General features: G+C 60.1%; 7 protein-coding genes. 1 reads left to right on the top strand and 6 read right to left on the bottom strand.

Annotated features, from left to right (window positions below):
* Nucleotides 1–28: 28 nt before the first annotated feature.
* Entirely contained in the window at nt 29–3,514 is a 3,486-nt protein-coding gene (gene mfd, locus PHAMO_RS17005) for a transcription-repair coupling factor (protein ID WP_002731162.1), read from the bottom strand.
* Nucleotides 3,511–3,732 carry an FAD assembly factor SdhE gene (locus PHAMO_RS17000; protein ID WP_235720880.1) on the bottom strand — a complete coding sequence of 74 codons (222 nt, stop codon included), beginning with the start codon at nt 3,730–3,732 and terminating at the stop codon, nt 3,511–3,513. The genes mfd and PHAMO_RS17000 overlap by 4 nt, the downstream gene beginning before the upstream one ends.
* 125 nt (nt 3,733–3,857) lie before the next feature.
* Between PHAMO_RS17000 and recG the strand changes: the two genes are divergently transcribed.
* Nucleotides 3,858–5,942: an ATP-dependent DNA helicase RecG gene (gene recG / locus PHAMO_RS16995; RefSeq protein WP_002731160.1), complete on the top strand. Its 2,085-nt coding sequence runs from the start codon at nt 3,858–3,860 to the stop codon at nt 5,940–5,942.
* A 15-nt stretch (nt 5,943–5,957) separates the two neighbouring features.
* On the opposite strand, the gene dnaE is transcribed toward recG, so the two are convergent.
* From dnaE to proS, 4 genes are read right to left on the bottom strand one after another with little or no spacing between them, the layout of a single operon-like run.
* The gene (dnaE, locus tag PHAMO_RS16990; protein ID WP_002731158.1) at nt 5,958–9,422 is read right to left on the bottom strand and encodes a DNA polymerase III subunit alpha; all 3,465 of its coding nucleotides are present in this window, start codon (nt 9,420–9,422) and stop codon (nt 5,958–5,960) included.
* Nucleotides 9,423–9,473: 51 nt separating this feature from the next.
* The gene (locus PHAMO_RS16985) at nt 9,474–10,163 is read right to left on the bottom strand and encodes an ABC transporter ATP-binding protein (RefSeq protein WP_002731156.1); all 690 of its coding nucleotides are present in this window, start codon (nt 10,161–10,163) and stop codon (nt 9,474–9,476) included.
* Entirely contained in the window at nt 10,156–11,403 is a 1,248-nt protein-coding gene (locus PHAMO_RS16980) for a lipoprotein-releasing ABC transporter permease subunit (protein WP_002731155.1), read from the bottom strand. The genes PHAMO_RS16985 and PHAMO_RS16980 overlap by 8 nt, the downstream gene beginning before the upstream one ends.
* Before the next feature lie 22 nt (nt 11,404–11,425).
* Nucleotides 11,426–12,715 carry a proline--tRNA ligase gene (gene proS / locus PHAMO_RS16975; protein ID WP_002731153.1) on the bottom strand — a complete coding sequence of 430 codons (1,290 nt, stop codon included), beginning with the start codon at nt 12,713–12,715 and terminating at the stop codon, nt 11,426–11,428.
* Between the last annotated feature and the right edge of the window lie 110 nt (nt 12,716–12,825).

Below are 12,825 nucleotides of genomic sequence, written 5' to 3'. Positions count from 1 at the left end.
AATGACGTTCGGCTGAACTTCAATGAAATTACGCCCGGGCCAGTTCAGCCAGTTTGGCGATAACGGATCGCAAGCCCTTGACCCGCTTGGCCGGGTCGTCCCAGTCACGCAGGAAGACAAGCTTGTGGTCTGGACGTATCTTGCAGGACCCAGCGGCACGGCTGACATATTGCACCAGTCCGGCGGGATTGGCGAAGAGGTTACCCCGCAGGGTCACCACCGCGCCCTTTGGCCCGGAATCGACTTTTTCGATTCCGGCCTGCTTGCACAATGCTTTAATTCCAACAACTTCGAGCAGATTCTCGACCTCGGGCGGTAACTTCCCAAAGCGGTCGATGAGTTCCGCCGCCAATGCATCGAGTTCAGTCTGCTCGTCCAACTGACCGATACGGCGATAAAGCGAGAGGCGAACCGACAGATCGGCAACATAGGTTTCGGGAATTAACACCGGGCTACCCAGAGTGATCTGCGGCGACCATTCCTCGGCAGCGTCGGCGGACAGACCACCTTTGGCCGCCGCAACGGCTTCTTCGAGCATCTGCTGATAGAGTTCGATACCGACCTCGCGAATATGGCCGGATTGCTCGTCACCCAACAGATTGCCAGCACCGCGGATATCAAGATCGTGGCTCGCCAGTTGGAAGCCCGCCCCTAGCGAATCCAGCGTCTGCATGACCTGCAACCGCTTTTCGGCCGCCTTCGACAACACCTTGTCGTTGGGCAGAGTAAAATAGGCATACCCACGCACCTTTCCCCGTCCAACCCGGCCACGCAACTGGTAAAGCTGGCCAAGGCCGAACATGTCGGCGCGATGGATAATCAACGTGTTGACACTGGGCATGTCGAGACCGGATTCGACGATATTGGTCGACAGGAGAACGTCATACTGCCGATCTCCGAAGGCCACCATCACTTCTTCCAGTTCAGTCGGCGACAGGCGGCCATGCGCGACGGCGGTCTTGACTTCGGGAACCAGTTTCGCCAGCCGGTCGGCGACGTGATCGATATCGGCCAGACGCGGGCAGACATAGAACACCTGTCCGCCACGATAGCGCTCACGCATGATCGCTTCGCGCAGCACCACCGGGTCATAAGGCATGATGAAGGTTCGCACCGCCAGCCGATCAACCGGCGGCGTCGCGATCACGCTCATTTCCTTCACTCCCGACAACGCCAGTTGCAGGGTGCGCGGAATCGGCGTCGCGCTAAGGGTTAGAACGTGAATGTCGGCCTTTAGCTGCTTCAGCCTTTCCTTGTGAGCAACACCGAAATGCTGCTCTTCGTCAATGATAAGCAGTCCCAACCGCTTGAAGCTGATCGACTTCGCCAGCACGGCATGGGTGCCGACAACGATATCGAGAGTCCCTTGAGCCAGCCCAACCTTTGTTTCGGCGGCCTGTTTTGCGGTAACCAGTCGGGACAATTGCTCGATCCGCACCGGCAACCCCTGGAAGCGCTCACGGAAGGTGCGGTAATGCTGGCGGGCCAGCAAGGTCGTCGGCACTACCACCGCCACTTGCAACCCCTGAAGCGCGGCGACAAAAGCGGCTCGGAGCGCGACTTCGGTCTTACCGAAGCCGACATCGCCACAAATCAGACGATCCATCGGGCGACCAGACCCCATGTCGGCAACCGTTTCCTCGATCGCCCGTAACTGGTCATCGGTCTCGGCCCAGGGGAAGCGGGCGCAAAACTCGTCATACAGCCCTTCGGCAGGAACCAGACTTTCGCCCTGACGAAGTTGGCGCAAGGCGGCGACCTGGATCAGCTTATCGGCGATATCGCGGATACGCTTCTTTAGCCGTGCCTTTCGCGACTGCCAAGCGGTTCCGCCCAGCTTGTCGAGCGCCACCCCGCTCTGATCCGAGCCAAAGCGGGTTAAAACCTCGATATTTTCAACTGGAACAAAGAGCTTGTCGCCACCGTCATAGATCACGCGCAGGCAATCGTGAGGGGCTCCGGCGACTTGGAGCGCCACCAGACCGTCATAGCGACCGATGCCATGCTCGACATGGACCACCAGATCGCCCTCGGACAGCGCAGAAGCCTCGGCGATGAACTGAGCGCCTTTTTTCTTCTTCCGCGCCGGACGAGCAAGACGATCCCCCAGGATATCTTGTTCAGTGATCAACGCCAGATCGGGCGTAACGAAGCCATGATCAAGTCCCAGCACCACCGCCGCAACCCGCTTCGGTCCCCCGCTGACCGCCTCGGCCCAGCTTTCGACGATCTCGACGTTTTTCAGTCCGCGATCTTTCAGCATCGCGGTAAGGCGATCACGCGATCCTGATGTCCAGGCGGCAATCACGACCCGGCGACCGCCCTTGATCTCGGCTTCAATCCGCTCACGTACACCGTCATACAGGTTAACGCCGGGACGCGTCCGTACGTCGGCGAAATCGCATCCGATCCGCCCCCCCATGTCAACCGTGGTATTGACATTATCCTCGACAGAATCGAACGGCGACAGAAGCAGCACCGGCCGAGTCGCCAATTGCCGGGTCCATTCCTCGGTCTCAAGATAGAGCAGAGGCGGCGGCAACGGGTGATAGACCATTCCAGATTCGACCTGTCCCGATCCGTCGATCGAGCGGCGGGCGTCGTAATATTCCAGCACCAGATCCTGCCGCGCCGACAGAGCCTGATCGGTCTGGGGATCGAGCACTGCGGTCGCGTCGGGCAAATAGGCGAACAGAGTGTCGAGTCCCTCGTGGAACAACGGCAGCCAATGTTCCATGCCAGTGAATTTAACGCCTTCCGAGATGCTCTCGTATAGCGGATCGGCTCCTTGCACGACCCCAAACAACTCGCGATAGCCGGCGCGAAAACGGGCGATCGATCCTTCGTCCAGCGTCACCTCGCTGACCGGGCGGCAGACAAAGCCATCAACCGGGCCAGTCGTGCGCTGGCTCATCGGATCAAAGGCGCGCACGGCCTCGATTTCATCGCCAAAGAAATCCAGCCGTAACGGCTCGGGACATCCTGGCGGAAATAGATCGACGATGCCGCCGCGAACCGCATATTCGCCGGATTCCATCACGGTATCCGAACGGACATAACCAGTATGTTCAAGGAAGGAGATCAGCTTACCCAGCGGTAGCCGCACACCGGCTCGGGCGGTCAGACTGGCACGGCTTAACGATTCGCGGGGCGGAACCCGTTGCGCCAGAGCCGCGACATTCGTCAAGACCAGAACGCCGGGTGCCCCCGCCGAGCGCTCGGCCAACCGGGCCAGGGTATCGACGCGGCGGGCCACCACATCGACATGTGGGGAAACCCGATCATAGGGGACGCAATCCCAGGCGGGAAAATCGAGGATCGTAAGGTCGGGCGCGAAAAAGGTCAGAGCCTCGACCATCCGTGCCAATCGCCCGTCATCGCGGGCGACAAACAGAAAATCCCGTTCAGGATGGGCACGCGCCAACTCTGCCAGAGCCAGGGCATCGCGACCCTCGGGCGTTCCGGCCAGGGTAATCCGGCCCGGTGCCGACAGAAAAGCCTCCGGCAGGGTCAAGGGACTGACGCTTCGGTTTGAACGAACTCGCGGATCATCGCCATCACGTCGTCGTTCAGTTCGTCAGGGACTGGCCTCTTGCCTGTCACCCAGTCGAACAGATCGCTGTCGGTCTGCCCCAGCAGATGCTCGAACCGATCCAGCTGTTCCGGCGTGAAACGGGACAGACGGCGCTCGGCGAAGCGTCCGAAGAGAATGTCGTTCTCGTTCGAGCCCATATGATGGGCCCGGAACAAAAGGCGCTTAAATCGTGACTGGTTGGGTTCAGACATCGCGTTCCGGCATTGCGTCGGGATCAGAGCCGGTTAGGATAGAACCCTTCTTCGCCGCTGTCAGCCGTCCGATGCGCCCTCAATGTCTGTTTCCGCTGTTCGCCCCTATCACCGCTTTGCCAGGGGTAGGCCCACGTCTTGCTCCGCTCTATGAACGACTGCTGGGGAGCAAGGTCGTTGATCTGCTGTGGCATCTGCCCACCTCGGTCGTCGATCGCCGCTGTTCGCCGCGTCTGAACGACGCGCCGCCCGGCCAGGTGGCGACGGTCACGGTACGGGTCGAGGCTCATTTCCCCGGTGATGGCCCAAGGCGGCCCTATCGGGTCCGGGTCTCCGACGAAACCGGCTTCGCTCATCTGGTGTTCTTTCATGGACGCGAGGATTGGCTGCGCCATCAATTGCCCGAGGGCGAGATTAGAATCGTCAGCGGACTGGTCGAACATTTCAACAACGAGATCAACTTCCCTCATCCCGACCATATCGTTCCGCCAGAGCGCAAGGCCGAGGTCATGGTGATCGAGCAGGTCTATCCCCTCACGGCCGGTCTCACTCAACGCCCATTAGCCAAGGCAGCAGCGGCGGCGCTGGCCCGAGCCCCTGAACTGCCCGAATGGCAAGATCCGGCATGGTTGGCCCGCCAAAGCTGGCCGTCTTGGCGGACGGCACTGCTGGCGGTCCATCGGCCCGACGATGCTGGAGCCTTAAACCCGGATAGTCCGCCCCGTCGTCGCCTCGCCTACGATGAATTGTTGGCCACTCAGCTCGCACTGGCACTGGTCCGCGCCAACCTGCGACGGCAGAAGGGTCGTTCATTGGCGGCACCCGCAGGCGTGATGCGCGCCAAGGTGATGGCGGCTCTTCCGTTCCAACTGACCGGGGCACAGAGTCGGGCTGTGTCAGAAATCGATTCCGACATGGCCGAACCGCTCCGAATGCTCCGACTGCTCCAGGGCGATGTTGGCAGCGGCAAGACGGTGGTGGCCCTGCTGGCAATGCTGACGGCGATTGAAGCCGGTGCCCAGGCGGCACTGATGGCTCCAACGGAGATTCTAGCCCGTCAGCACCTTGCCACCCTCTCCCCGTTGGCCGAAGCCGCTGGCATCCGCCTCGCATTGCTGACCGGGCGCGATAAGGGGAAAGCGCGTGAGAAATTACTGGCGTCTCTGGCCGAGGGAGACATCGACCTTCTCATTGGCACTCACGCCTTATTTCAGGAAGACGTCGTGTTCCGCGAACTTGGGTTAGCCGTGATCGATGAACAACATCGTTTTGGCGTTCATCAACGCCTGGATCTGGCGGCAAAGGGCTTTGCCGTCGATATGCTGGTGATGACCGCGACCCCGATCCCGCGCACATTGCTACTCAGCGCCTATGGCGATATGGACGCGTCGCGTCTGGACGAGAAGCCACCGGGGCGTCAACCGATTGACACCCGTGTGGTTCCCCTGACCCGACTCGACGAAATGGTGGCGGCAGTTGGCCGCGCCGTCAACGGTGGGGCGCGGGTTTATTGGGTCTGCCCTCTGGTGGAAGAATCGGAACAGCTGGACCTTGCCGCTGCCGAAGCGCGCCACCAGACGTTGACGGAGCAATTCGGCGAGAGGGTTGGATTGATCCATGGGCGGATGAAAGGGTCTGCCCGTGATGCGGTGATGGAGCGCTTCGCCGCCGGAGATATTGATATTCTGGTCGCCACGACCGTGATCGAGGTCGGCGTCAACGTCCCTGAAGCGACCATTATGGTGGTTGAGCACGCTGAACGCTTCGGGTTGGCTCAGTTGCATCAGCTACGCGGACGGGTTGGTCGCGGCAGCGGTCGCTCGACCTGTCTTTTACTCTATGGTCACCCTTTGGGGGAGGTCGCCAAGGCCAGACTGGAAATTCTCCGCGCCACCGAGGACGGCTTCGTCATTGCCGAGGAAGACCTTCGCCTGCGCGGCGGCGGCGAGATTCTCGGCACCCGCCAAAGCGGCCTGCCGGAATTCCACCTCGCCGATCTTGACCGTCATGGAGACCTGCTTGAGATTGCCCGCGACGATTCCCGCCTAATTCTCGACCGCGACCCCGAACTGACCGGGCCACGGAGCGAGGCGCTTCGAGTTCTGCTCTATTTATTCGAACGCGACGCCGCAATCCGGACATTGCGTTCGGGGTGATGCCTGACCTCCGCTTTATATTTCCTCGACCTCGGCAATCCCAGCAATCGAGCGTAACGACAGCATGAAGGCCGGGGTGATGGTGATGGTCGATTTGAGGCCGAGTTCGACCTCGCGCCCATCAATCCGGGCAACGATAGCGACCCGGTTACGGCCGCGCCCGATACCATCGATCAGATCACGCAACGCCGGAATGGCGCTGTCATCCTCAAGAAAGACGCGGATACCAGCGGCGGCCTTAGCCGCTTCCTGATCGAGCGAGGAGATGCGCTGACAGGTCATGCGCAATTGCTCTTCCTCAAGCTTGGCGTCAACTTCCAGCAACAGAGCCCCACCCGCTTCGAGCAATTCGCGTGCGGCCGCCAGTGTCTCGGAAAAACAGGTCACCTCGAACAGACCCGATGAATCCGAAAATTGAAGAAAGGCGTAGCGCGACCCTTTGGCCGAGACCCGTTCCTGTTTCGATAGCAACGACCCGGCCAGCCGCACCCGTCCCTTCCCTCCGGCCATCAGGTGACGCGGCAGTTCCGCGACCTTCAGGACATTCAATCGCTTCAAGCTTTTCGTGAAGGCGTCAAGAGGATGCGCGGAAAGATAGAATCCGACTGATTCGAACTCCATATTGAGCTTTTCGTGCGGAGACCAGTCGGGTCCGGCTTCCAGCTTTAGAGTCGGCTGGTCGGCTCCGCCCAACAGGCTCATTTGGCTGCTGGCGCGATCCTCGGCGGCCTGCGCAGCGGTGCGGACCAGAGTGTCCGCGTTACGAAACAGTCGCCCCCGGTTGCGATCGATCGAATCGAACACACCGGCCTTGATCAGGTTTTCCAACTGGCGACGATTGATCAGGCGGGAATCCATCCGGGCGACGAAATCGGGCAGATCGCGGAAGCGGTTGCCACGGTCGCGCTCGTCGATCAGCGCCTTCATCGCACCTTCACCGACATTCTTGAGCGCTGCCAGGGCATAACGCACCGCCGAGCGGCCATCGGCCACACGCTCGACAGCAAAATCAGCCCGCGATGCATTGATATCGGGGGGCAACAACGGAATCCCCAACCGATCCAGCTCCTGGCGCAAGCCATTGAGCTTGTCGGTGTTGTTCATGTCATAGGTCATCGTCGCGGCCATGAATTCGGCCGGATAATTGGCTTTTAGCCATGCGGTCTGATAGGCGATCAGAGCATAGGCGGCAGCATGCGATTTGTTGAAACCATACTCGGCGAACTTCGCCACTTTGTCGAAGATCATCGAAGCCTGGGCACCATCGACACCACGGGCTACCGCGCCATCGACGAATTGCTTGCGCTGAGCTTCCATCTCCTCGCGGATCTTTTTGCCCATGGCCCGGCGCAACAGATCGGCGCCACCAAGCGAATAGCCCGACAGAACCTGGGCAATCTGCATCACCTGTTCCTGGTAGACCATGATCCCGAAGGTTTCGGTTAGGATCGGCTCCAGTAACGGATGCATATAATCAGGGGTTTCGCTCCCATGCTTACAAGCGATGTAGCGAGGAATCTGGTCCATCGGGCCGGGACGATACAGCGCCACCACTGCAATCAGATCCTCAAGGCGGTTCGGCCCCATCTTGCGCAGGACGTCACGCATCCCAGAACTTTCCAACTGGAACACACCGGCGGTATCGCCCCGTGTCAGCATCTCGTAAGTCCGGGTGTCGTCCAGGGGAATCGCCGACAGATCGACCTCCACCCCGCTGGTCGTCTTGATATGCCGAACGGCGGTCTGCATCACTGACAGGGTTTTAAGACCCAGGAAGTCAAATTTGACCAGACCAGCCGATTCGACCCATTTCATATTGAACTGAGTCACCGGCATGTCGGAGCGCGGATCGCGGTACAGCGGAACCAATTCGTCAAGATGACGGTCGCCGATCACAACACCCGCGGCATGGGTCGAGGCGTGGCGGTACAGCCCTTCCAGTTTCATCGCCAGATCAAGGAGTTGCCCGACTGTTTCGTCACGCTCCTTCATCTCTTTCAGCAGCGGCTCGCTTTCCAGCGCCTGCTCCAGCGTGACCGGATTGGCCGGGTTGTTCGGCACCAGTTTGCACAGGCGATCCACCTGTCCATAAGGCATCTGCAACACCCGGCCCACGTCGCGCAACACCGCTCGGGCCTGGAGCTTACCGAAGGTGATGATCTGGGCCACCTGAGCGTAGCCGTAGCGCTCCTGTACGTAGCGAATTGTTTCTTCGCGGCGGTCCTGGCAGAAATCGATGTCGAAGTCAGGCATCGAGACGCGTTCAGGGTTCAAAAACCGCTCGAACAGCAGCCCCCAGCGCAACGGGTCGAGATCGGTGATGGTCAATGCCCAGGCCACCACAGAACCGGCACCGGAGCCGCGTCCTGGACCGACGGGTATCTCATGACCCTTCGACCATTGGATGAAGTCGGAAACGATCAGAAAATAGCCGGGGAATCCCATCTGGTTGATGATTCCCAGCTCGTATTCGGTCCGCTCGCGATACGGTCGAGCAATTTCGGCGCGCTCCTCGTCGGTCATGCCGGGGCGGAAGACATGCTTCCACATCCGCTTTTCCAGACCGTCGAGGGTCATCTTGCGCAAAACCTCGGGCTCTGTCAGGCCGTCCATGTGGAAGGGCGGCAGGATCGGCTTGCGTTTGGTCACCATGAAGGCGCAGCGCCGCGCTACCACCACGGTGTTGTCGATCGCTTCGGGAAGATCCTGGAAAAGCTCGCGCATCTCGGCCGGAGATTTGAAATAATGCTCCGGTGTCAGTCGGCGGCGATTGTCCTCGGCGACATAGGTTCCATCGGCAATGCAAATCAGCGCGTCGTGCGCACGATACATGTCGCGATCGACAAAATAAGGTTCGTTGGTCGCGATCAGAGGCAGATCGAAACGATAGGCAAGATCGATTAAAGCCGGTTCAATCCGGTCCTCGACATCAAGGCCATGGCGCATCAGCTCGACATAGAGGCGACCAGAGAAAGCCTCTGCCAGGCGCATGAGCAGAGCCTCGGCTTTGTCACCCTGCCCTTCGGCCAGCATCCGCCCAACCGGGCCGGCAGGACCTCCGGTCAGGCAGATCAGACCACCGGCACGCTCCTCCAGATCCGAGACGGCCACCTGGGGAATTTCACCGCCTTCGGTCTCCAAAAACGCTTTCGAAACGAGTTTCAGAAGATTGAGATAGCCAGCCTCGGTCTGGCACAAGAGCACCACCGGATCAGGATCGGGGCGCCGCCCATCGCGAGTCGGTGCACCGTCCTCGCGGCGGATCGCCAACTGCACTCCGATGATCGGCTGAATCCCGGCATCAGCGCAGTAGGTCGAAAATTCCAGCGCGCCGAACAGGTTACCGCTATCGGTGATCGCCACCGCAGGCATCGCCATCTTTTCGCACGCCTTGACCAATTGCTTGATCTTGATCGCGCCTTCCGACAGCGAAAAGGCCGTGTGCACGCGAAGATGAACAAAGTCGGCACAGGCGGCCACGAGCGACACTCCCTAAATTCAGGCTGGAACCTCGACGCGCACAGAGAAACCCTACCCCGTGACCAGGATGCCGTCCCGGAGCGTCACAACCCGGTCCATCCTCTGGGCGAGTTCAGGATTATGGGTCGCGATCAGAGCCGCGACCCCGGTTCCGCGCACCAGTGCGATCAGTTCGGCAAAGACGGATTCAGCGGTGTGAGGGTCGAGATTGCCGGTCGGTTCGTCGGCTAACAGAACTCGTGGCCCGTTGGCCAGAGCGCGGCAGATCGCCACCCGCTGCTGTTCGCCCCCGGACAATTGTCCGGGGCGATGATCGGCACGGTTCGCCAATCCCATCCGGTCGAGCAGATCGGTTGCTCTCTCGCGCGCCGTCGGCTTGGCGATTCCCGCGATCATCTGTGGCAAAATGATATTCTCGACGGCAGAGAATTCCGGCAGCAGATGATGGAATTGATAAACGAAACCAAGATGGAGACGGCGCAATCTGGTCCGTTCGGCCTCGCTCTGGTCGCCAGCGGAAATCCCAGCCAGGAAAACCTCACCCTGGTCGGGGCGCTCCAACAACCCGGCGATATGGAGCAGAGTTGATTTGCCAGCCCCGGACGGACCGACCAAAGCAACGATCTCCCCACTTTGGATATTGAGATTCGCCCCACGGAGAACGTCGAGCGTTTCTTTCCCCTGGCTGAAGCGGCGACAAATACCCGACAGCCGCAATCCCTCGGTCTGGGCCTTACTCATAGCGCAACGCCTCCACCGGATCGAGCCTTGCCGCCCGCCAGGACGGGTAGATCGTCGCGGCAAACGACAGACCCAGCGCCATCAGCACGACCGTCACCACCTCGCCGGTTTCGACGCGGGCGGGCAGCTGAGTCAAAAAGTAGATCTCAGCGGCAAACAGCTCGCGACCGATGATCGATTGGATGAACTGGCGGATCGCCTCGATATGGGTGGCGAACCACACCCCCAGCACGGTGCCGAACACCGTCCCAGCCACGCCGACCGATGCACCGGACAGAAAGAAGATGCGCATGATCATCCCCCGCGTTGCCCCCATCGTCCGCAGGATCGCGATATCGCGCCCCTTATCCTTCACCAGCATGATCAGGCTGGAGATGATATTGAAGGCAGCGACCAGGATAATCAGGGTCAGGATGAGGAACATCACGTTCCGCTCGACCTGAACCGCATTGAAAAAATTGGCATTCGCCTGTTGCCAATCATAAATTCGAGCGGCCCCGCCGGTCAGATCGGTCAACTCGCGCCGGGTCACGGGCACCCGGTCGGGATCGTCCAGGAACACCTCGATCTGGGTCACCGCGCCGGGCAGGCGAAAGAAGGTCTGCGCGGCAGGCAACGGCATGAAGACAAAGCCGGAATCGTATTCGAACATGCCAACATTAAAGGTTCCCGCCACCCGATAGCCGCGCATCCGGGGAACGGTGCCAAAAGCGGTGGCGCTCCCCTTGGGCGAGATCAACGTGACGGTATCACCGATTGAAACCCCCAGTTTCTCGGCAAGACGGTAGCCGAGAACAACAGAATCCTCTCCGGTAAATTCAGCCGGAACGCCACGCCAATTGCGAGCAAAAATCTGTCGGGCCAGCAAATCCTCGGGGCGGACACCACGGACAATCGCGCCGGTACCTCCGCCATTCGGAGACGAGGTGAACACCTGCCCCTCGACAGTGGGAATGACCATGGTGACCCCAGTCAGCGCCCGAATTCGATCCGCCAGCGAATCGAATTCGGACAATGGGGCTTGGGCTCCGTAAACCCCGATATGGCCGTTGATGCCCAGGATGCGGCCCAGCAATTCATGACGGAAGCCATTCATCACCGCCATCACCACGATCAGGGTGGCAACGCCAAGACCGATCCCCGCCAGCGAGAAGCCAGCGATAACCGAGATGAAGCCTTCCTTGCGCCGGGCCCGGAGGTAGCGAAACGCCACCATCCGCTCGAACGAACCAAAAATCATCGGGGGTCTCCCAGAGACAACCTTATCCAGCCAGACGGGCCAGTGCCGCTTCAGCCGACAGTTCAACCCGCTCGCCGGTCGCACGGTTTTTCAGTTCGACGATCCCGGCAGCAACACCCTTCGGCCCAATCACCACCTGCCACGGCAGACCGATCAGATCCATGTCGGCGAACTTGACCCCGGCGCGATCGTCGCGGTCATCGTAGAGGGTCTCGATTCCCGCCGCCGTCAGCTTGGTATAAAGATCCTCGCAGACAGCATCACAGGCGGTATCGCCGCTTTTCAGATTGATCAGCCCGACCTGGAACGGGGCAACCGAAGCAGGCCAGATGATACCGCGCTCGTCGTGGTGGGCCTCGATAATCGCGCCGACCAGACGCGAAACGCCGATACCGTAAGATCCCATTTCGACAGCAACAGGATCACCGTTCGGTCCCTGCACCACCGCATTCATCGCCTTGGAATATTTGGTGCCGAAATAGAAGATGTGGCCGACTTCGATCCCACGAGCTTCCCGCAACTGTTCCGCAGGCGGAACGCCGGGACCGCCGGGCACGTGCTTTTCGTCTGTCGCGGCATAGAGACGGTCGAGCGCTTCGAGATCGATTTCACCCTTTGCCGCCAATTCATCGTAGGCGACATCATAGAACACGCCGCTCTCGCCGGTCTCGGCCAGAATATGAAACTCATGGGTCAGATTACCGCCGATCGCCCCAGAATCCGCCCGCATGGGAATCGCGGTCAGGCCCATCCGCTTAAAGGTCTTGAGGTAAGCGGTAAACATCGTTTCGTAAGACTTCTTCGCGCCTTCGAAATCAAGATCAAATGAATAGCTATCCTTCATCAGGAATTCGCGGCCGCGCATCACCCCAAAGCGGGGACGAACCTCGTCGCGGAACTTCCACTGGATGTGATAGAGGATCTTCGGAAGATCTCGGTAGCTCTTAACATTGTCGCGGAACAGCTGGGTGATCAGCTCTTCATTGGTCGGACCAAACAGCATCTCGCGGTCGTGACGGTCGCGGATACGGAGCATCTCTTTACCATAGGCATCATAGCGCCCGCTCTCCCGCCAGATATCGGCCGACTGAATGGTCGGCATCAGCAGTTCCTGAGCACCGGCGGCGTCCTGTTCCTCGCGCACGATCTGTTCGATCCGACGCAATACCTTCAGACCCAATGGCAGCCAGGAATAGATGCCCGCAGCCGACTGGCGGATCATCCCGGCCCGCAGCATCAGCCGGTGCGAGGCGATCTGAGCCTCGGACGGGGTCTCCTTCAGGGTCGGCAGGAAAAAGCTGGAACGGCGCATGACGGTCCTCTGGAATCGGGAAAGGCTGGAAAGCGCGGACTTTAGCCCGGATTTCCCGGCCTGTCACGAACCGGGCCACATGGTCATGTCGGAAAACGCCGCTACCGGGC

This window comes from Magnetospirillum molischianum DSM 120, from assembly GCF_000294655.1.
GTDB classification, from domain to species: Bacteria; Pseudomonadota; Alphaproteobacteria; order Rhodospirillales; family Magnetospirillaceae; genus Phaeospirillum; species Phaeospirillum molischianum.
The sequence above is the reverse complement of the archived record's forward strand: the minus strand, read 5'-3'. Positions and strand labels throughout refer to the sequence as shown.